Below are 19,770 nucleotides of genomic sequence, written 5' to 3'. Positions count from 1 at the left end.
CCCGCCGGCTTCCCTCACACTTCCAGCCATTGCGCGCGAACGTCGCTGTTTGATTTCAGTTGCTCGGGCGTACCTTCGAAGACCACACGACCGTGCCCCATGACGTAGACGCGGTTGGAGATCTTCATCGCAATCGACAGCTTCTGCTCGACGAGCAAAATTGCGACGCCGGCCTGCGCAATGCGGGCGATGAGATCGCCGACCTGCTGCACGATCAAGGGCGCAAGACCTTCGGTCGGCTCGTCGATCATGATGAGATCGGGGTCGCCCATCAGGGTCCGGCACGTCGTGAGCATCTGCTTCTCGCCGCCTGACAGCACCCCCGCAGGCGTATCTGCCCGCGCGGCAAGATTCGGAAACATGTCGAGCATGTCCTGAAGCTGCCATTTGCCGGGACGCCGCGTATCCTTGATGCCGAGGAGCAGATTCTGGCGGACCGTCAGCCCCGGAAAGATGTCCCGATGCTCCGGCACATAGCCGAGACCGAGGCGCGCGATCCTGTAGCTCGGCAGCCCCGCGATGTCCTTGCCTTTGAAGCGGATCGTGCCTTGCGGCGCAACCTCGCCCATGATCGCCTTGACAGTGGTCGAACGTCCGACGCCGTTGCGGCCGAGCAGGCTGACGACCTCGCCTGCCGCAACGTCGAGATCGACGCCCTGGAGAATGTGGCTCTTGCCGTAATAGGCGTGCAGGTCCCTGACCTCCAGCATCAGTGCGCCTCCTCGCCGAGATAGGCTTCCTTAACTTTCGGGTCCCGCCTGATCTCCTCCGGCGTGCCGGAAGCAATGATGTGGCCGTAGACCAGCACGGAAATGCGGTCGGCCAGGCCGAACACAACGCTCATGTCGTGTTCGACGATGACCAGGGTCTTGCCCTCGGTCAGGCGCCGGATCAGCGACACCGCGCGGTCGGTCTCGGCGTGGCTCATGCCCGCCGTCGGTTCGTCCAGCAGCACGACGGTCGCGCCGCTGGCGATGGTGATGCCGATCTCGAGTTCGCGCTGCTCCGCGTAGGTCAACAAGCCGGCCGGAACATCGCGCCGATGCGTCAGATGGATGTCGTCGAGGATTTGCGCCGTGCGCTCGCGCACCTCCGGCAGGCTATCGACGTTCTTCCAGAAGGCGTAACGGTGCCCCGTCGCCCACAGCACGGCACAGCGGACGTTCTCCCAGACCGACATGCGCGCGAATACGTTGGTGACCTGGAACGACCGCGACAGGCCGCGCCGGTTGATCTCGAACGGCCTGAGGCCGGAGATCACATCGCCGTTCAGTCTCACCTCGCCCGAGGTCGGCTTGATGTGGCCACTGATGAGATTGAACGTCGTCGATTTCCCGGCACCGTTCGGACCGATGATGGCGTGACGCTCACCTTGCGCGACGCTGAGATTGAGATCGCGGATGATGCCGACATTGCCAAAGCGCTTCTCAACGGCGCGGACTTCGATCGCTGCCGTCATGCCAAGTACCCCCGATCGCGCGCGACCGTCGCCGCGCGGTCCCATGCCTCGGCGACGCGCCGCCAGCTCAGGCGCGCGACGAAGAAGCCGCCGATGAGGAGGACCGCCGCGCTCGCCCACGTCAGCGGCGACGCCGGACTGAAGGCAACGCCGAACAGGTTGATCGGATTGCCCTGACCGCTATGCGTGCGCGCGATCGATTCGATCGTCAGGATCACACCGCAAGCCAGTGCCAAGGTCGGCACCGCCGCGATCAGATAGGAAGGGATCACCGTCGGCAGAGTTCCGGCGCGAACCAGCGGCCGGTGCATCATGACCAGCCCGGCGATGCCGCCGGGGGACAGCATCACGATGCCGATGAAGATAATGCCGAAATAGAGCTGCCACACGCCGGTGACGCTGGTCAGCCCGAGCTGAAGATAGGTCACGAGGATTGCACCCAGGATGGGTCCGAAGAAGTACGCGACGCCGCCAATGAAGGTCGAGAACAGCACGAGGCCGGATTGGATCGCGCCGAGATAGGCGGCGTTGGCGATCTCGAAGTTGATCGCGGCCAGGCCCCCTGCCACGCCAGCGAAGAAGCCGGCAAAACAGAAGGCGATGTAGCGCACCACGTGCGGATCATAACCGATGAACTGGACGCGCTCGGGGTTGTCCCGCACCGCATTGCTGATTCGCCCCAGCGGGGTCCGCGTCAGCGCATACATCGCGACGGCCGAGATCACCAGCCAGAACGCGATGAGGTAATAGACCTGAAGCTGCGGGCCGAAACTCAAGCCGAAGATCTTCGGCAAAGCCGTGCGGTCGGTCGATATTCCGGACTCGCCGCCGAACACCGAACGCAGGATCAGCGAGGACGACGCCACCAGTTCGGCAATGCCGAGCGAGATCATCGAGAACACGGTACCAGCCCGCTTGGTCATCAGCCAGCCGATGATGATCGCGAAAACGAGGCCGCCGAGTCCACCGAACAGCGGTATGAACGGCAGCGGGATTGGCCAGCCGTGCGAGACCACTGCATTCATCATGTGGCACGCTGCGAAGCCGCCGAGGCCGTAATGCACCGCATGGCCGAACGACAAGAGGCCGGTCTGGCCGAGCAGGATGTTGTAGGACAGCGCGAACACGATCGCGATGCCGATCAGGCTGAAGGACGTCAGCGAGCCGCCGGAGGAGAAGATCAGCGGCAGCACGATCAGCACGGCGATGCCGGCAAGCCATATGCCGTAGAAGCGCAGGCCGTCGCCGGCCGGCTTCCCTGCGATTGTCGATGTCGGCGTCGATGTCGTTTTGGCGTTCATGTCTCGCGCGTCCCCATCAGGCCCATGGGGCGTACGATCAGAATGATCACCAGCAGCAGGTAGGGTACGATCGGCGCCACCTGGGCAATGGTGACGTTCCAGATGTCGGTGAGCACGGACGGCCCTGCCGACGGATCGAGCGGACCGAAGGCGCTCGCCAACGAACCGTTCAGCGCCACCGCGAAGGTCTGTATCAGGCCGATCACCAGCGAGGCGATGAAGGCGCCCGGCAAGGAGCCGAGGCCGCCAAACACGATGACGACGAACAGGATCGGTCCCAGCGCCGCGGCCATGTCGGACTGCGTCACCAGCGCCGGACCGGCGATCACGCCGGCAATTCCCGCCAACGCGCTGCCGACGCCGAACACCAGCATGAATATGCGTCCGACATTGTGACCGAGATGCCCCACCATATGGGGATGCGTCAGCGCGGCCTGAACGATCAGGCCCACCCTCGTGCGCTTGAGCACCATCAGCAACACGATGAATATCAGGATCGACACAGCCAGCATGAAAATCTTGTAGGCGGGATAATTCGTCGAGAAGATCGTGAAGGCCGGAAAGTCGAGCAGCGCCGGCACGCGGTAATCGACGGGGCTCCTGCCCCACATCATCGCCACGATTTCTTCGATCGCGAACGCAAGACCGAAGGTCAGGAGCAACTCCGCCACATGGCCGTGCTTGTGCGTATTGCGCAGGCCGTAGCGCTCGACCGCCATGCCGATCGCGCCGACCAGCAGCGGAGCCAGCAGCAGGGCCGGCCAGAAGCCAATCCATTTGGTGAGCTGGAAACCGAAGAAGGCGCCGAGCATGTAAAAGCTGGCATGGGCGAAGTTGAGCACGCCCATCATGCTGAAGATGACGGTCAGGCCGCTCGACAGCAGGAACAGCAGCATGCCGAACAGCAGACCGTTCAGCGTCGATATAACGATCAGTTCAAGCACAGTAATCACACCTCTGGCCGGGACAGAAACGGCCCCGGCGAAGTCGGTCCGGATGCGAGCAGCAACCTTCCCGCGAGCCGCTGTCGGCTGCGGGAAGGCAAAGCTATTCCAGGCTTACGGCCGGGTCATCTTGCAGGTTGTGGGAACCATCGTCTTGGATGTGTCGATCTTGGAAACCAGATGCCATCCCCAGCCGGTGCCTTCCTCGTCGAACGGCTCGTCTGCAGCGAGCTTGCCGAAGGAGGAGATGTAGATCGGCTGGAAGAACTGGTGATCGTCCTTGCGCATGACGCCCTCACCGCCATCCAGCACCTCGAACTTGAGATCCTCGAGGGCAGCCGCGACCTTCACCGGGTCGAGCGAGTTGGCCTTCTCGGCCGCGGCCTTGAACATGCGCATCTCGTTGACGGCGCGCGGATACCAAAGCGACATGTTGACCTTGGCACGGAAGGTCTTTTCGAAGTCCATCGCCGGCTGGTGGCCGGAATTGGCAAAGCCCTCGGTGATCTGGAAGACCTGATGGTCGAGACCGGTCTGCTTGATTGCGGTCGGACCACCAGCGCCGCCGGCATAGTAGGTGTACCAATTGACCTTCAGGCCGGCGTCCGCCGCGGCTTTGAGCAGCAGTGCGATGTCCTGGCCCCAGTTGCCGGTCACGACGCTATCGGCGCCCGAAGCCTTGATCTTGGCGATATAAGGCGAGAAGTCGGTGATCTTCAACAGCGGATGCAGTTCGTCACCGACGATTTGGATGTCGGGCCGCTTGGCGCCCAGCATCTTGCGCGCATCCGCACGCACCGACTGGCCGAAGGAGTAGTCCTGGTTGATCAGGTACACCTTCTTGATCGCGGGGACATCCTTCATGTAGCTGGTGAGCGCTTCCATCTTGATGTCGGAGCTCGCATCCCAGCGAAAATGCCAGTAGCTGCACTTTTCGTTGGTCAGGCTCGGATCTACGGCGGCATAGTTGAAGTAGAGCACTTCCTTGCCGGGATTGCGCGTGTTGTTCTTGGTAACGAAGTCGGACAGCGCTGCGGCGACCGACGAGCCGTTGCCTTGCGTGATGAAGCGGGCGCCGACATCGATGGCCTTCTGCGCCTGCACCAGGCTTTCCTGCGGGTTGGTCTTGTTGTCGAGAGGCAGAATCTCGATCTTGCGGCCCAATATGCCGCCCTTGGCGTTGATCTCGTCAGCCAGATACTGGAACGTCTTCAAGCCGCCTTCACCGATGCTGGCGCCACCGCCGGACAGCGGATCGATGTAGCCGAACTTGATTGTTTCCTGCGCGAATGCCGCTCCTCCGAGCATCGTCAGCGCTGCCGCCGCAGCAATTGCGAGCTTGTGCATCCTGGCCTTCTCCCTTTTGTATGTTCTTGTCCTTGGCGATCGAAGCTGACTCACAACGTCGGTCGCGCCCACTCTTCGCTACTCCAATATTGAATACTGTGTAAAGTTTTGGTGCAAGAAGTAATTGCGGCCTTCTCGTGAAGATTGCCGCGCGCCGTCCGGAATATTGAATTCACAGGCAACTTTTGGGATCAAAGCCGCGCTCAATCTGCGGCTGACATCAAGTCCGAACGGAAAAGGATGAAGAGCGCGATCAGGGTCTCAGATTGGTTGCTTTATACCACTCCCCGACGGGGCTTGAGCCCCAAAAGGAACAGCCGCGAAAAATAATCGGCAATCTGCATCGGAGACCAGCTCCGCTCGTCCCTGAACCAGATCGGGTACCAGTGGCCCATTCCAGTCAGAACGCGTTCGGCGAAGTAAGTGTCGACGCTGCGGAAGTATCCCTCGTCGATCCAACACTGGTGGTTTCTCTGGTCCTGCTGGATCGTTGCGAGCACCTGCCTGACATAGTGCTTGCGGTCAACGTCGTTGAGATAGTTGATGTTGTGGTAGGTCGCCTTCGGGCCGCAAGGGGTATCGTGCAGCATCAACAACAGGCGGACTCTCTGGACGACGTAATCGAACGCCCCGAGCCTCAGGTCCTGCAAATATCCTCGAATCCCGATCTCACCGGCCAGACCTCTTCGCAGGCAAGCCAGCAAGAGGCGCTCCTTCTCGCTGAAATGATAATAGATGCCGGCGCGGGTCATGCCTGCCTCCGCCGCGATGCTCTCGAGCGACGTACCGGACGCGCCCCTTCGATTGAAACTGTCCGAAGCAATCGAGAGCATCCTGTCCAGCTTCGCGGCGCGCTTGTTCAATTTCGAGCGGGACTGGAGAAATGGTGCCAGGCTCGGCGCTTCAGGCATGTCCGGTAAGGCAATCTCACGCCGATACACCCCATGCGTGATGATGTCGTCAATGGCATCAATCGCCTGCTGGCGCGAATAATAGTCGCGCTCGGAGAACCAGAACGGAACCCAATCCAGGATGGAGATGAGGGCGACGGCCGTAAGGAGCGGCTCCTCGCAGGCAATCGAGCCGTCGGCAATGCCACGCTTCAGAAAGTCGGCGAGCAGCGCGGCATTCTGCCAGCGCCTGGCATGCACGTCTTTGCTGTAAGACGCAGCCAGTGCATCGATGTCGGAGAACAGGATCATGCGCTGGCCTTCAGGCCGCAGCCGGGCTCTTATGAAGCGCCTGACGATTTCGAGCCCGTCTATCCCGGGTTCGGCCGCCGTCTCGATTTCGTGCCTGTAGATCGCAAGACCGCGCAGGTAGCAGTGAAAGATCAGGTCTTCCTTGTCGCGGAAGTAGTGGTACAGCGCTCCCGGCACCGATCGAACCGATGCTGCGACCTGCTCCATCGTCACATTCGCATAGCTATGGCGGGCAAACAGCTTGGAAGCCGACACGAGGATCTCTTCAGCTCGGTCGGACGGGAAGGCGGCGACTTGCAAGCTTGAATATCCTTCCTGATCGTGGACGGATTCACCCCGGTGAAACGTCCACTACCACACGTCGGATATTCTTGCCATCGGACGAGGCGTTAGGCCAGTATCGCCCGCAACCCTCGGACGGCGGTGCAAATGAAGACGCAGCCGATGATTGCAGGCGCGCCGTAGATCGACGCCGAACGCCCTATCTCATGCCGTCACGGATCATGTATCCGGCGCCGCGGATCGTGTGCAGCAGCGGGCGCTCGAAGCCCTTGTCGATCTTGGAGCGCAGCCGCGAGATGTGCACGTCGATGACGTTGGTCTGCGGATCGAAATGATAGTCCCAGACATTCTCCAGCAGCATGGTCCGCGTCACCACCTGGCCGGCGTGCTTCATGAGGTATTCGAGCAAGCGAAATTCGCGCGGCTGCAGCGTCAGCTCGTCCTTGCCGCGGGCGACGCGATGCGAGAGCCGGTCGAGCTCGAGATCGCCGACGCGATAAAGCGTCTCCTCGGCGGGACCGCCGCGGCGGCGCGACAGCACTTCGACGCGGGCCAGCAGCTCGGCGAAGGAATAGGGCTTCGGCAGATAATCGTCGCCGCCCGCGCGCAGACCCTTGATGCGGTCATCGACCTGCCCGAGCGCGGAGAGAATCAGCACCGGCGTCGTATTGCCCTTGTCGCGCAATGCGCCGATCAGCGACAGCCCGTCGCGCTTGGGCAGCATGCGGTCGACCACCAGCACGTCGTATTCGCCGTTCTCTGCCATGGCGAGGCCTTCCTCGCCGTCGGCGGCGTGGTCGGCGATGTGTCCGACTTCGCGAAACGCCTTGGCGAGGTAATCGGCGGATTCACGGTCGTCTTCGATGATGAGGAGGCGCATCGTGCGTTCGGCGGCGGTCAAGGAGGTCAACCTTCTCTAAACATGGCGCGAGCGGCGACCGCATGCAAGCCGAGCAGGAGAGGCTCGAAGCGGGGAAAAAGGCGGGCGGTGAAGCTGGGGGGACCTCACCGCCCTAGGCCTTCCGACGGAGGGGGGCGTAATTCCACCGGAAGGTAGATGAGGGAAGCCAGCGTTGCGCTGCTTCCCCGAAGGGCACCGGCGGCGGGGGCGACTGATGCCGGCGGCACCCTTCATCTCGTGGGCCTCCTGAAGGCCTCAGCCCTTGGCGATGGGCACCGCGACGAAGCGCGACTGGCCGCCGCTCTTCACGCGCATCAGGACGCTGTTCTTGTTGTCGGTCCGCGCCGCATTGATGGCGTCGCGGACTTCGCCGGCGGTCGCCACGCTCTTGCCACCGACCTCGAGGATCACGTCGCCTTCCTTGAAGCCGCGTTCGGCCGCCGCGCTCTTCGGATCGACCTCGGTGACCACGACGCCTTCCTTGCCGGCACCGGCCACGGAATTGGCCGGCGCAACGGTCATGCCGAGCTTCGGCACGTCGGTGCCCTTGCTGGCGCCCTTGCCGCTGTCCTTGTCGGTGTCGGCCTTGGCCTCGACCGTGTTCGGCAGCTGGCCGAGGGTGAGGTTGACGACCTTGTCCTGGCCCTTGTGCAGCACGTTGAGCTTCACGGACGCGCCGGGCGCCATGCCGCCGATCGTGCGGGCGAGCTCGCGGGCATCCTTGACGGGGTCGCCGTTGACCGCGGTAATCACGTCGCCGGACTCGATACCGGCCTTTGCCGCCGGACCGTTGGCCTGCGGTTCCGCCACCAGCGCGCCTTCGGCCTTCTTCATGCCGAGGCTGTCGGCGATGTCGGAGGTGACGGGCTGGATCTGGACGCCGATCCAGCCGCGGCTGACCGAGCCCTTGTCCTTGAGCTGCGCAACCACGCTCTTGACGGTGTTGGCCGGGATCGAGAACGCGATGCCGACGCTGCCGCCGGAGGGCGAGTAGATCGCGGTGTTGACGCCCATCACCTCGCCGTTGGTGTCGAAGGCCGGACCGCCGGAATTACCCTTGTTCACGGGCGCGTCGATCTGGATGAAATCGTCATACGGGCCGTTGCCGATGTCGCGGCCGCTCGCCGAGACGATGCCCGCGGTCACGGTGCCGCCGAGACCGAAGGGATTGCCGACCGCGAGCACCCAGTCGCCGATCCGCGGTTTGCTGTCGGCGAGCTTGGCGAACGGGAAGTTCGTGCTGCCTTCGACCTTGATCAGCGCGAGGTCGGTGCGCTGGTCGGTGCCGATCACCTTGGCGGTGTAGGTCTTGCCGTCGTCGGTGGTAACCTCGACCTTGTCGGCGCCATCGACCACGTGGTTGTTGGTCACGGCATAGCCGTCAGCCGAGATGAAGAAGCCGGAGCCCTGCCCCTGCACGACGCGGCCACGGCCGCCCTTCAGGCCGGGGGGCAAACCATCCGGACCACCGAAGCGGCGGAAGAAGCGCTCCATCGGCGAGCCCGGCTGGAACGGCGAGGAGGAATCGTCGCCGTCGTCATTGCTCGCGGTCTTCTCCTTCATGTTGACCTTGACCGAGATCACCGAAGGCTTCACGCGCTCGACGACGTCGGCGAATCCGACCGGACGCTCGACCTTGCGGACCTCGTTGTTGACCTGCGCATGCGCCGGGCTGGAGAACAGGTCGGCCGGCGAGGACGACGGGCTGAAGCCATAGACGGCCGCGCCGAGACCGGCGACGACGGAAGCCATCAACGCGAGCTTGCGCGCGGAAAACACCGACCGGCGCGGCTGCCGGTAGGACGGGAGGTTCGAAAGGTCGATACGATCGTTCATGCGGAAATCTCCAGAGCCCTGAATTCCTGTTGGTGCCAGATGCCGGCACCTTGCGGACCTGAAGATGGGGACTCCCGCCTTACCGCGCGCTGGCGGCGGGGTTAAACTTTCGTAATGATGTGTCGAGGCGGATGCGGCAGTTCAGCACAGGCCAAAAATCGTGGCCTTACAGGAACTTAATCGAGTCCCCCGACCACGCGGCAAGCGCGAATTCTGGCCCCTCAGCTCGCCCTGACACTGACGATGAACTCGTCGACTTCGCGCTTCAAGGTCTCGGCCTGCCGCGACAGATCGACGGCCGAATCCCTGGCTTCGGCCGCCATGCGGCCGGTCTCGGCCGAGGTGGAGGTGATCTGGACGATATGGTTGGAGACGTCGAGGGTTCCGCGCGCGGCGTCCTGGGCGCTGCGCGTGATCTCCTGTGTGGCGTTGCGCTGCTGGGCGGTGTCGACCTCGATGCCCGACATGATCGACGAGATCTCCGACAGCGTCCTGGAAATGCCGTCGATCGCGCCGCGGGTCTCCGCGGTGATGCCCTGAATGCTGGCGACCTGCGAGGTTATCTCCTCGGTCGCCTTGCTGGTCTGATGCGCCAGGTTCTTCACTTCCGAGGCGACCACCGCAAACCCCTTGCCCGCTTCGCCGGCCCGTGCCGCCTCGATGGTGGCGTTGAGCGCCAGGAGATTGGTCTGCGATGCGATCGCCTGGACGAGCTGGACGACCTCGCCGATCTTTTCGGCGGCATCCGACAGCGTGTGAATGGTATCGCGGCTCTTCTCCGCCTGGCTTGCAGCGCCTTCGGCGCGCTGGGTCGCGTCCGTGACGCGGCGGCTGATCGTGCCGATCGAGTTCGTCATCGCCTCGGCAGACCCTGCAACCGTCTGCACGCTCGCGCTGGCCTGGCTCGCCGCGCTCGCGACCGCATTGGCCTTGGTGCTGGTGTCGTTGGCGGTCCGCGACAGCGTCTCCGCGTTGGTCTTCAGGTGCACGGCCGATGACGCCACGCTGGCGACGACACTGGCGACGAGATCGTTGAAGCGCTTGATCCTGTTATCGAGGAATTTCGACCGCTCGGCCTGATGCTGCGCTTCATGCAGCTGCTGCTCGGAGAGGCGGCGCCGCTCGAGGCCGTTGGTCTTGAACACCTCCAGCGCACCGGCGAGCAGGCCGATCTCGTTGGTGCGGCCGAGCCCCGGAACTGATGTCTCGAACTTCTGGTCGGCAACCTCGCGCATGGCATGCACGATGGCCGCGAGGGGACTGAGGATGCCGTTGCGCACGGCGAACCAGGTGGTGAAGCAGATCGCGAAAGCGACGACGGCGATCACGCCGCAGGCGACCAGGAAATAAGAAAACGCGGTCTGCGCCTGCTGGTAGATCTGCATGGCATGGTCGCGCGCCGGGCCGCTCAGCGCGGCGAAGTTCGAGGACAGGCTGGTGATCTCGTTGTTGAGATAGAGGACCGCGATGAAGCCGGTGCCGCCGCCGATGCCAAGCAGGAACAATAACGCAGCGACGACGGCGCCGACCAGGAAGCGGATCGTCAGATTGCTGTTCGCGAACATCGGGGGACTCAGGAGCTGGAATCAAATCTCGCGACAAGCTTCCAGACAAAGGTCAATTTAGCATGAACCACGCAGCCGTTGCCGCGCACTGCGTGGCACGACGTAGACGGCTTCAGGGCGATTTGGGTTCGTCCGACATCAAGGCCGCGAGCCGTGCCTTCTCGTCGGGCGTGAGCGGCGGTGCCGGTACGTCCACACCAGTTCGCGAGCGGCGGCGGATTTGCAGCCACAGCGCCAGGCCGCCGCCGATCAGCAGCACCGGCCCGAGCAGCCACAGCAGCAGGGTCTGCAGCTCGAAGCGCGGCTTGAGCAGCACGAACTCGCCGTACCGCGCCACCAGGAAATCGAGCACCTGCGAATTGCTGTCGCCGGCCGCGATGCGCTCGCGCACCAGCAGTCTGAGATCGCGTGCCAGCGGCGCATCGGAATCGTCGATCGACTGATTCTGGCAAACCATGCAGCGAAGCTCGCGCGACAATTCGCGCGCGCGCGATTCCTTCACCGGATCCGGCATGATCTCGTCGGGCTGCACGGCGTGGGCCGCCGGCAAAGCCAGCAACACCAACGCGATGAACGCGGCCATCATCCGGCGCATCGGGTCATTCCGCGGGCTGGAGGCGCTGCTTGGCGCGCGCCGGCTTCGGCGCGCCGACCCGCAGGCGGCGGTCGGAGAGCGAGAGCACGCCGCCGAACGCCATCAGCACCGGCCCCCACCAGATCAGGAGAACCAGCGGCTTGTGATAGATGCGCACGGCGATGGCGCCTTCGGCGGTGGCGTCGCCGAGCGAGACGTAGAGCTGGCTCGCGCCGCTGGTCAACAGCGCCGCCTCCGTCGTCGAGGAGCCGCGGGTGGTGAAGCTGCGCTTGGACGGCGTCATCACCGTGACCGCCTCGCCATCGCGGCTGATCTTGAACTCTGCGATCATCTCGCGGTAGTTCGGGCCCTGGCGTTGAAACAGCCCGTCGAGCTTCAGATCGTAGCCGGCGACATGGGCAGTCTCGTTCGGCTTCATGGTCGCGATGTATTCGCTGTTCCAGGTGGTCTCGCAGACGATCCCGATCAGCGCAACGCCGAGGCCGGCATGCGCGAACGCGGTGCCCCAGGCCGAGCGCGGCAGGCCGCGCGCCCGGTGCAGCACCGTTGCGAACGGCAGGCGCACCAGGCCCGTCCGTTCGACGAGGTCGGTGACCGCGCCGGCGATGACGAAGACGCCGAGCCCGATCGCGAGCGGTGCCAGCGCGCTGCCGCCCCGCACCCAGGCCCAGACGATGGCGACCACGACCAGCCCGGCAACGCCGGCCGCGAGCAGGCGCTGCATCACGCCGAGCAGGTCGCCGCGCTTCCACGCCAGCATCGGCCCGAACGGCACCGCGAGCAGCAGCAGCGCGAACAGCGGCGCGAAGCTGAGATTGTAGAAGGGTGCGCCGACCGACATCTTGAAATCGGCGAGCATCTCCATCGCGAGCGGATAAAGCGTGCCGAACAGCACCACGGCGCAAGCCACCGTGAGCAGCAGATTGTTCAGCACCAGCGCGCCCTCGCGCGAGATCGGTGCGAACAGGCCGCCCTGCTTCAGCGAGGTGGCGCGGCCCGCGAACAGCGAGAGGCTGCCGCCGATGAACAGGCAGAGGATCAGCAAAATGAACACGCCGCGGGTCGGATCGGTGGCGAAGGCGTGCACCGAGGTGATGACGCCCGAGCGCACCAGGAAGGTGCCGAGCAGCGACAGCGAGAAGGTCAGGATCGAGAGCAGGATGGTCCAGACCTTCAGCGCGTTGCGCTTCTCCATCACCAGCGCCGAATGCAAGAGCGCGGTGCCGGCGAGCCACGGCATCAGCGAAGCGTTCTCCACCGGATCCCAGAACCACCAGCCGCCCCAGCCGAGCTCGTAATAGGCCCAATACGAGCCCATGGCGATGCCGAGGGTCAGGAAGATCCAGGCGACCAGCGTCCAGGGCCGCACCCAGCGCGCCCAGGCCGCATCGATCCGTCCCTCCATCAGCGCCGCGATCGCGAAGGAGAACGAGATCGAGAAGCCGACATAGCCGAGATAGAGCATCGGGGGATGCACGGCGAGACCGATGTCCTGAAGCACGGGATTGAGATCGCGTCCTTCGATCGGCGGGCTGGCGATGCGCAGGAAAGGGTTCGATGTCATCAGGATGAAGAGGTAGAACGCGCTGGCGACCCAGGCCTGCACAGCCAGCACATGCGCGCGCAGCGAGAGCGGCAGATTATTGCCGAAGCTGGCGACCAAGCCGCCGAACAGCGCGAGGATCAACACCCACAGCAGCATCGAGCCTTCATGGTTTCCCCACACGCCGGTAATCTTGTAGAGCAGCGGCTTCATCGAGTGGGAATTCTCGTAGACGTTGGCGACGGAGAAATCCGAGTTCACGTGCAGCATCACCAGCGCCGTGAACGAGGCGCCGACGAACAGCAGCTGAGCCAGTGCGGTCGAGCGCGCCACGTTCATCAGGGCGGCGTCGCCAAGGCGCGCGCCGATCAGCGGCACGACGGACTGGATCAGTGCGAGGGCGAGCGCCAGCACCAGCGCGTAATGTCCTGATTCCGCGATCACCGCACCGCTCCCTGCGGATTGCCCTGCGCGGTCGTCGCCGCGGGGGTGGCAGCGCCAGAAGCTTGGGTGCCGGAACCTTGGGGACCGTAATCGTCCTTCCAGTGCCCCTGCTTCTTCAGGGCATCGGCGACGTCCTTGGGCATGTAGGTCTCGTCGTGCTTGGCAAGGACGGTATCGGCCTTGAACACGCCGTTGGCATCGAGTGCGCCTTCCGCGACGACGCCCTGCCCTTCGCGGAACAGATCGGGCAGAATGCCTTTGAAGGCGACCGGCAGCTTGGCGTTGCCGTCGGCGACCTCGAACGTCACCGCAAGATTGTCGCCGCGCTGGAGCGAGCCGGGCTGCACCAGGCCGCCGAGGCGAAACCGCTTGCCGGGCTCGACATGCTTCTCGGCGACCATGGTCGGGGTCGAGAAGAACACGATGGAGTCGCGCAGCGCGTTGAGCACCAGCGCGGCCGCGAGCGCGAGCACGGCGAGCGATCCGCCGATGATGGTCATACGTCGCTGCTTGCGCGTCATGGCGTATCCGTTCTCCGCATCTGTCGTCCCGAAATCATCCGCCGATCCCGAGAGTCTTCAGGCCTTCGTTGAGCTGGCGCAGCCGCTCGGCGTTGCTGGCAACCGCCTGCCGGGCATCGGCCGAAGCGCCCATTGCCTTGTCCCGCTCGCCCATCACCAGATAGGCGCGCACCAGACGCAGCCAGCCCTCGACATCGTCGCCGTTCTGTTTCAGCCGCGTCGCCAGACGATCGACCATGCCGCGCACCATGGCGTTGCGATCGGTTTCGGCCATGTCCTTGGAGGCAGCAATCGTCTCGTCGGACAGCGCCGGCAGCGTGCCGCCCCCACCGACCCGCGCCAGCGAGGACTGCACCAGGGCACGCCACGGCGCATCCGCAGGCGCTTTCGCAAGCAGCGCGCGCCAGATATTGGCCGCGTCGTCCTTGCGGCCGTCCTGCTCGGCGGCAAGGCCCAGAAAGTAATTCGCCTTGGGATCGTCGGCGTTCAAGGCGTGTGCGCGCTCGAATTCGGCCTTGGCCTCGGCGGTCACCACGCCGCCGGCGGCAGCCGAGATCGCTTCGCCGAGATCGGACCTGCGCTCCGCGCTTTCGCCATTGTAGGTGAGCGAGTTGCGATAGGCGCGCACCGCGTCGTCGAAGCGGCCGAGCCGCTCCAGAACCGGCGCGAGCACGTTCCAGCCGCGCCCGTCCGTCGGATTCTTCTCAAGATGCTGCTCGACCTGCACGACGAGGTTCTCGAGCGACTGCGCCATGCCACCCCCGCGCTCCCGCTGCGCAAGGGGAAAGTCCTGCAGCCGGGGCGAGCCGAGTGGCATGTAGACGCCGGCCGCGATGAGCGGCAGTCCGGCAAGCGCCAGCACGGCCGCCGCACGGCGCCATATGAGGTTCGACTTCGGCGCCGTTGCCGGCTCGCTGGCCGCCGCCGCGAGCAGCCTGCGGCTGACCTCGACGCGCGCAGCCTCCGCCTCCGGCGCCAAGATCAACCCTGCGGCGAGATCACGCTCAATTTCGGCGAGCTGGTCCTTGTAGACCGCGACCTCGCTGCCCTGATCTTGTGCGCGGCTGGTGCGGCCAAGCGGCAAGAGCACGGCGAAAATGGCCGCGACCGTCATCAGCGCGAACACGAACCATAGCGTCATCTGGCAAGCTTCCGGCGGCGCCCGAACCGCGCCTGTAGGTGCCTTTACACCACGGCCGGACGATGCGGCAATTGACAATTGTCAAGGCGGCGCAACCGCATGTAGTGCCGAAAAGGTGAAAATCCAACGGCTTAGCCGATCTCGAAGTCGATACTTTGCGCGGCCTGCTCGCCGTGCCCGTCGAAGGCCTTCAGGAAGTATGTTCCGGGCTTGATTGCATCCGGCAATCTGATGCGCAGCGCTCCGACCGGAACCCGAGATGCAACCCTGGTGGCGGTCTCGGGCAGCTGCCGATCGCTGACCTTCTCGACCAGCACCACCTTGGCTCCAACCATCAGCCGTTGATACTTGGCAACGATGACGCGGTTCTCAATTTCAATCGAGCTGATGACCGGTTTCATGCGCCTACAGATGGAAATTTTCAGACTTGCACCCGCGAAAGTACGGTGCGCCATCAGTGTCGTCAACTTCAAATTGTGATCAGGAAAAATGCGCGCCGATCAGCCTGCGCGCGACGATTTGCGCTCGCCCGTGAGTGCATTTTCGGCGGCCCGGCTCATCAATGAGGCGTAATCGTCGCCGAACAGCACCTGGCAGAAGCGGATCGCGGCCTGCACCTGCTGCTGCCGATAGGTGCGGACCTTGTGATCGGCGGCACGCAGCGACTGCACCAGCTGCTCGGTCGACCGTTCCACATATTGCTGGAGATCGGAGAAGGTACGCAGCGTCACCTCGTTGATCGCAAGCTCGCTCGCATAGTTGCGGCACGTCGCGACGAAGTCGATCAGTGCCACCGTTTCCTCGACTTCGGTGCTGTCGATCCGCGCGCCCGGCGGAATGTCCTTTTCGGGGCGCTGGCGCAGGATGCGACGGACGCGGCCGGGAACGCTGTCGATCTCGGACTGCAGCGCATTGGAGATGTCGGCCCGGATCGACGTCAGTTGCTTGCCCCAGGTCGAATCGTTGCGCAGGTCGAGCTCGGTGCGCAGTCCGCGCACGCCGTCGTGCAGCGTCTTGAGGTTGCCGGCAACATTGTCGAAATGGCCGCGCTTGATGTCCATGCGCAGGACCGCGGCGACGCAGGACAAATCGTGCAGGGCCATCGTGACGGCCATACCGTAGGGCGTCGCCGCGACGCGGATCTCGTCATCGGACGCCGCTATCTTGACCGCAAGGCGGATGATCTGCCAGGGCGCGGTCATCCGCTGCACGACGATCGACAAGGCGAAAGGCAGCATCTGCGGCGTCTGAAGTGCCGGAATGTTGAGCGCCGACGTCACCGAGGCGATCTGGGAATCCCCGAAGGCCCGCAAGGTGCGCGGTAATTTCTCGTTCAATGTCGCAATGGCGTCCCGGACCTGGAGCACCGCACCGATCGAATAGAGATCCTCGATCACGTTGGGCGGTCCGACCCGGGCCAGCGCTCGCGACTTGTCGCCGCCGCCCGGCCCCGTCAGCTCGAAGATGGCGTCCGCGGCCACCGCCTGAAGCTTCTGCGCCAGGGCTTCGACCTGCCCAGCACTGTCCGCCGGCATGCGCGCCAGCGCCGCCTCGAATTCGTTCACCTTGTCCGGTGCGCCGTCACGGCCAAGCCACTGCCAGATCGGCTGCAGCGAGGAGCGGCGAATCTGGCCGGCCCTGACAGGAGTGCCCGCTTCGATGAGGAACGGTTCCAACACCTGGAATAGGAGCCGCGACAGATCGTCCGTGCGCGGCGGCAAAGCCTCGTCGGCCTCGCTCTTGCGGACGATCTTGCGCAGCTGCTCGAGCACGAGGGTGGCCACCGCCGTGTCCTGGCCGCGCTCCAGCGCACGCTCGAACTCCCGCATCAGCAGTGCCTGCGACTGCGGCGGGAGCTGCGCGAGATATTCCCTCAGCCGCTCGATCGATGTCTGGCTCATGCGCCCGGGTAATGCACGGTAAAATGGCGGACATGGGATGGGTTCGGCGCGATCATAGGGGGTCCCCACTTAAGAAGCCGTTTAGGAAGCTGCCTCGAATGCCTCCCATGCTTCGCTCGAGGAGCCTCAGCTGCGCCGGAAATTGTCGTCGAAACAAGGGATTATAGCCCGGGAAGAACCAGCTCGGCGCGCAGACCCCCAGTCGGGGCGCTGCCGAGCGAAAGGCTGCCACCATAGAGGGCCGCGAGGTCGGTCACGATCGACAGCCCCAGTCCCGACCCGGGCTTGGACTCGTCGAGGCGCTTGCCGCGCCGGGCGACCTGGGCGCGCTCGGCTTCCGACAGGCCACGGCCGTCGTCGTCGACGATGACCCGCAAACGCGGGCCGGCGCCGGCCCGCTGTGGCGGCTCGACGAGGACATCAATGAGGACGCGCGAGGCCGCCCATTTGCAGGCATTGTCGACGAGATTGCCGACCATCTCCTCGAGATCCTGCCGCTCGCCCCGGAACTTGGCGGATGGATCGGCCTTGGCCTCGACCACGATGCCGCGGTCGCGATGGATCTTCTCCATGGTCCGCCGCAGTCCCTCGATGGCAGGCGCCACCTCCGTCACGGTCGCGACCACCGAGACCCGTGCCGCGATGCGGGCGCGCTCCAGATGATGGGCGACCTGATCACGCATCACATCCGCCTGCTCCATCACCTTCTCCGCGAACGGATCGGCGGCATGCGCGCTGGCTTCGTTGACGATGACCGAAAGCGGCGTCTTGATCGCATGAGCGAGATTGCCGACATGGGTGCGCGCCCGCTCGACGATCTCGCGATTGGCGTCGATCAGCGCGTTGGTCTCGCGCGCCAGCGGCGCGATCTCGACCGGGAATTCACCCTCGAGCCGTTCCGCCCGCCCGGAGCGGATGTCGGCGATCGCGTCCGAGATGCGCTTGAGCGGTGCAAGGCCGAAACGGACCTGGAACACGGTCGTCAGCAGCAGCACGATGCCGAGCGCCGTGAAGGTGCCGCCGAGATAGTAGTCGAAGCTGCGTGTCTCGTCGAAAATCTCGGTATCGTCCCCGGCGACGCTGACCAGAAATTTGCCGTCGGCACCGAGATCGACCGGCCGTTCCACCATGCGCAGATTCTGCCCTTCCGGCCCGTCGACATAGGCGAGGCGGATGCCGGCGGCGGTGAGCTCGGCACCCTGCTCTTCGAGCTTCGGTAGCTTCTTGTCCCAAAGCGAGCGCGAGGAGCGCACTTCCGGCTTTTCGGTGTCGGTCCGCGTGATCTGCCAGTACCAGCCGGACAGCGGCAGGTCGAACAGGGGCTCGCCAAGCGACTGGAACTGGCGGTCCGGCGGCTCGTCGGGCGTTGCGACCTCGGCGATGAGGGTGCGCAGATAGAGATTGAGCCGGCGGTCGAAGGCGCGCTCGGTGGCGTTCTTGTAGACCGACGACAGCACCACGCCTGTGATGGCCAGGATCACCACGAGCCAGGCGGTCGCCGACAGGAACAGTCGGTTCGCAAGCGAGCTAGCGGCCATCGGAATGATCCCGGGCGGCGCAGGATGGCAGGTGGTCGGACGTCATGACCGGACCAAGGGCCCTGTTCGGCCTCCCGTCAAGCCAAGATACTTCAAAGGCCGGAACGCCTCAGGCGCCCGGGGCCGGCGGCGGGGTCAGGAGATAGCCCAGGCCGCGGACGGTCTGGATGATGTCGACGTCGAGCTTCTTGCGGATGCGGCCGACGAAGACCTCGATGGTGTTGGAGTCGCGGTCGAAATCCTGGTCGTAGAGATGCTCGACCAGCTCGGTGCGCGAGACCACCCGCCCGGAATGGTGCATCAAGTAGGCCAGAAGCCGATATTCGTGCGAGGTCATCTTGATGGGATTGCCCGACACGCTGACCCGGCCGGTTCGGGTGTCGAGCGTAACCGGGCCGCAGGTCAATTCGCTCTGGGCATGGCCGGTGGAGCGGCGCAGCAGGGCGCGGATGCGCGCCAGCACCTCCTCGAGGTGGAACGGCTTTGCGACGTAGTCGTCGGCGCCGGCATCGAAGCCCTGCACCTTGTCGCTCCAGCGGTCGCGTGCAGTGAGGATCAGGACCGGCATGGTGCGGCCGTTGCGGCGCCAGGCTTCCAGCACCGAGATGCCGTCCTTCTTCGGCAGGCCGATATCGAGCACCACGGCGTCATACGGCTCGTTGTCGCCGAGATAGTGCCCCTCCTCCCCGTCGAAAGCCCGATCGACGACATAGCCGGCGTCGGTCAGCGCCTTGGTGAGCTGGCGATTGAGATCGGGGTCGTCCTCAACAACGAGCAGGCGCACGCTTCTCTCCAAGGATAGGCTGCAAGAACAGGCGACATGAACACCGCCACAGATGAGCAATTCCGGCGTGAACTGAATATGAACGCAGGGAACCGGGCTACGTTACTTTTTGGTCATATACGACCCGGCGCGCGCAAATGCGACTGCGCCCACCATGCCGCCGGAGGAGCCGATGGCATGGTGGGCGCAACGTGCCGCATCGCGCGGCGAGCCGGAAGGTGCCGGCGTGCTGATCCGGCCGTCAGGTCCGGAAGAACACGAACCAGACGACGGCGAGGATCAGGATCGCAAGCCCGGTCGAGATGGCGAGCAGCGCCGCCACCGATGGTCCGGGCTCGCCCTGGCGTGCCTCGGTCGGAGTTTCGACGATCCGGTTCTGCTCTCGCCTGGTTGCCATGGTGACCTCGATCTGTGGCTGTCGCGTCGGATGGCCGCGACCTCCTCGGCGATGAATTGCCGGGGCAAC

General features: G+C 64.5%; 18 protein-coding genes. All 18 read right to left on the bottom strand.

Translation table 11 applies throughout. The annotated features are described in order from the left end of the window. Positions 1-14 precede the first annotated feature (14 nt). The 18 genes from I6F12_RS04835 to I6F12_RS04750 all read right to left on the bottom strand — a co-directional run bounded on the left by I6F12_RS04835 (position 15) and on the right by I6F12_RS04750 (position 19,701). Positions 15-710 (bottom strand): ABC transporter ATP-binding protein, encoded by a 696-nt coding sequence (locus I6F12_RS04835; RefSeq protein WP_036005758.1) that lies wholly within the window; start codon positions 708-710, stop codon positions 15-17. Further along, complete coding sequence (locus I6F12_RS04830) at positions 710-1,459, bottom strand: ABC transporter ATP-binding protein (RefSeq protein ID WP_036005761.1); 750 nt, start codon at positions 1,457-1,459, stop codon at positions 710-712. The genes I6F12_RS04835 and I6F12_RS04830 overlap by 1 nt, the downstream gene beginning before the upstream one ends. Beyond that, the gene (locus tag I6F12_RS04825) at positions 1,456-2,760 is read right to left on the bottom strand and encodes a branched-chain amino acid ABC transporter permease (protein WP_225111756.1); all 1,305 of its coding nucleotides are present in this window, start codon (positions 2,758-2,760) and stop codon (positions 1,456-1,458) included. The genes I6F12_RS04830 and I6F12_RS04825 overlap by 4 nt, the downstream gene beginning before the upstream one ends. Next, positions 2,757-3,704, bottom strand: coding sequence for a branched-chain amino acid ABC transporter permease (locus I6F12_RS04820; protein ID WP_036005767.1), 948 nt, complete (start codon positions 3,702-3,704; stop codon positions 2,757-2,759). Before I6F12_RS04820 ends, I6F12_RS04825 begins: the two co-directional genes overlap by 4 nt. A 114-nt stretch (positions 3,705-3,818) precedes the next feature. Next, entirely contained in the window at positions 3,819-5,051 is a 1,233-nt protein-coding gene (locus I6F12_RS04815) for a branched-chain amino acid ABC transporter substrate-binding protein (protein WP_225155616.1), read from the bottom strand. Between the two features lie 275 nt (positions 5,052-5,326). After that, complete coding sequence (locus tag I6F12_RS04810; protein WP_225155615.1) at positions 5,327-6,553, bottom strand: TetR family transcriptional regulator; 1,227 nt, start codon at positions 6,551-6,553, stop codon at positions 5,327-5,329. A gap of 181 nt (positions 6,554-6,734) precedes the next feature. Then, positions 6,735-7,415: a response regulator transcription factor gene (locus tag I6F12_RS04805; protein ID WP_036023302.1), complete on the bottom strand. Its 681-nt coding sequence runs from the start codon at positions 7,413-7,415 to the stop codon at positions 6,735-6,737. Between the two features lie 276 nt (positions 7,416-7,691). After that, on the bottom strand, positions 7,692-9,272 hold the full coding sequence (locus tag I6F12_RS04800) for a Do family serine endopeptidase (protein ID WP_225155614.1): 1,581 nt from the start codon (positions 9,270-9,272) through the stop codon (positions 7,692-7,694). A gap of 221 nt (positions 9,273-9,493) precedes the next feature. Beyond that, the gene (locus I6F12_RS04795) at positions 9,494-10,837 is read right to left on the bottom strand and encodes a HAMP domain-containing methyl-accepting chemotaxis protein (protein ID WP_225155613.1); all 1,344 of its coding nucleotides are present in this window, start codon (positions 10,835-10,837) and stop codon (positions 9,494-9,496) included. A gap of 112 nt (positions 10,838-10,949) precedes the next feature. Then, entirely contained in the window at positions 10,950-11,432 is a 483-nt protein-coding gene (locus tag I6F12_RS04790) for a cytochrome c-type biogenesis protein (protein ID WP_036005780.1), read from the bottom strand. Positions 11,433-11,436: 4 nt separating this feature from the next. Continuing rightward, complete coding sequence (locus tag I6F12_RS04785; protein ID WP_225152792.1) at positions 11,437-13,419, bottom strand: heme lyase CcmF/NrfE family subunit; 1,983 nt, start codon at positions 13,417-13,419, stop codon at positions 11,437-11,439. Next, entirely contained in the window at positions 13,416-13,940 is a 525-nt protein-coding gene (gene ccmE, locus I6F12_RS04780) for a cytochrome c maturation protein CcmE (protein WP_225127177.1), read from the bottom strand. Before ccmE ends, I6F12_RS04785 begins: the two co-directional genes overlap by 4 nt. Positions 13,941-13,974: 34 nt before the next feature. Then, on the bottom strand, positions 13,975-15,081 hold the full coding sequence (ccmI, locus tag I6F12_RS04775) for a c-type cytochrome biogenesis protein CcmI (protein WP_225155612.1): 1,107 nt from the start codon (positions 15,079-15,081) through the stop codon (positions 13,975-13,977). 131 nt (positions 15,082-15,212) lie between these two features. Next, positions 15,213-15,482, bottom strand: coding sequence for a hypothetical protein (locus I6F12_RS04770; RefSeq protein WP_225155751.1), 270 nt, complete (start codon positions 15,480-15,482; stop codon positions 15,213-15,215). Between the two features lie 99 nt (positions 15,483-15,581). Further along, complete coding sequence (locus tag I6F12_RS04765; protein WP_036005795.1) at positions 15,582-16,982, bottom strand: hypothetical protein; 1,401 nt, start codon at positions 16,980-16,982, stop codon at positions 15,582-15,584. A gap of 161 nt (positions 16,983-17,143) precedes the next feature. After that, a complete protein-coding gene (locus tag I6F12_RS04760; RefSeq protein ID WP_225155611.1) occupies positions 17,144-18,520 on the bottom strand; it encodes a sensor histidine kinase in 1,377 nt (458 codons plus the stop codon). A gap of 109 nt (positions 18,521-18,629) precedes the next feature. Next, positions 18,630-19,304: a response regulator transcription factor gene (locus tag I6F12_RS04755; RefSeq protein WP_036005801.1), complete on the bottom strand. Its 675-nt coding sequence runs from the start codon at positions 19,302-19,304 to the stop codon at positions 18,630-18,632. Between the two features lie 241 nt (positions 19,305-19,545). Then, complete coding sequence (locus I6F12_RS04750) at positions 19,546-19,701, bottom strand: hypothetical protein (protein ID WP_167361642.1); 156 nt, start codon at positions 19,699-19,701, stop codon at positions 19,546-19,548. Between the last annotated feature and the right edge of the window lie 69 nt (positions 19,702-19,770).

This window comes from Bradyrhizobium sp. IC4059 (genome assembly GCF_020193615.1).
GTDB classification, from domain to species: Bacteria; Pseudomonadota; Alphaproteobacteria; order Rhizobiales; family Xanthobacteraceae; genus Bradyrhizobium; species Bradyrhizobium yuanmingense.
This window is presented reverse-complemented; position numbering and strand designations above follow the sequence as displayed.

Bases quoted from the DNA above. Each gene is read 5' to 3' on its own strand.
- I6F12_RS04835 (WP_036005758.1), bottom strand. From the start codon at position 710: ATGCTGGAGGTCAGGGACCTGCACGCCTATTACGGCAAGAGCCACATT.
- I6F12_RS04830 (WP_036005761.1), bottom strand. From the start codon at position 1,459: ATGACGGCAGCGATCGAAGTCCGCGCCGTTGAGAAGCGCTTTGGCAAT.
- I6F12_RS04825 (WP_225111756.1), bottom strand. From the start codon at position 2,760: ATGAACGCCAAAACGACATCGACGCCGACATCGACAATCGCAGGGAAG.
- I6F12_RS04815 (WP_225155616.1), bottom strand. From the start codon at position 5,051: ATGCACAAGCTCGCAATTGCTGCGGCGGCAGCGCTGACGATGCTCGGA.
- I6F12_RS04805 (WP_036023302.1), bottom strand. From the start codon at position 7,415: ATGCGCCTCCTCATCATCGAAGACGACCGTGAATCCGCCGATTACCTC.
- I6F12_RS04800 (WP_225155614.1), bottom strand. From the start codon at position 9,272: ATGAACGATCGTATCGACCTTTCGAACCTCCCGTCCTACCGGCAGCCG.
- I6F12_RS04795 (WP_225155613.1), bottom strand. From the start codon at position 10,837: ATGTTCGCGAACAGCAATCTGACGATCCGCTTCCTGGTCGGCGCCGTC.
- I6F12_RS04790 (WP_036005780.1), bottom strand. From the start codon at position 11,432: ATGCGCCGGATGATGGCCGCGTTCATCGCGTTGGTGTTGCTGGCTTTG.
- ccmE (WP_225127177.1), bottom strand. From the start codon at position 13,940: ATGACGCGCAAGCAGCGACGTATGACCATCATCGGCGGATCGCTCGCC.
- ccmI (WP_225155612.1), bottom strand. From the start codon at position 15,081: ATGACGCTATGGTTCGTGTTCGCGCTGATGACGGTCGCGGCCATTTTC.
- I6F12_RS04770 (WP_225155751.1), bottom strand. From the start codon at position 15,482: ATGAAACCGGTCATCAGCTCGATTGAAATTGAGAACCGCGTCATCGTT.
- I6F12_RS04765 (WP_036005795.1), bottom strand. From the start codon at position 16,982: ATGAGCCAGACATCGATCGAGCGGCTGAGGGAATATCTCGCGCAGCTC.
- I6F12_RS04760 (WP_225155611.1), bottom strand. From the start codon at position 18,520: ATGGCCGCTAGCTCGCTTGCGAACCGACTGTTCCTGTCGGCGACCGCC.
- I6F12_RS04750 (WP_167361642.1), bottom strand. From the start codon at position 19,701: ATGGCAACCAGGCGAGAGCAGAACCGGATCGTCGAAACTCCGACCGAG.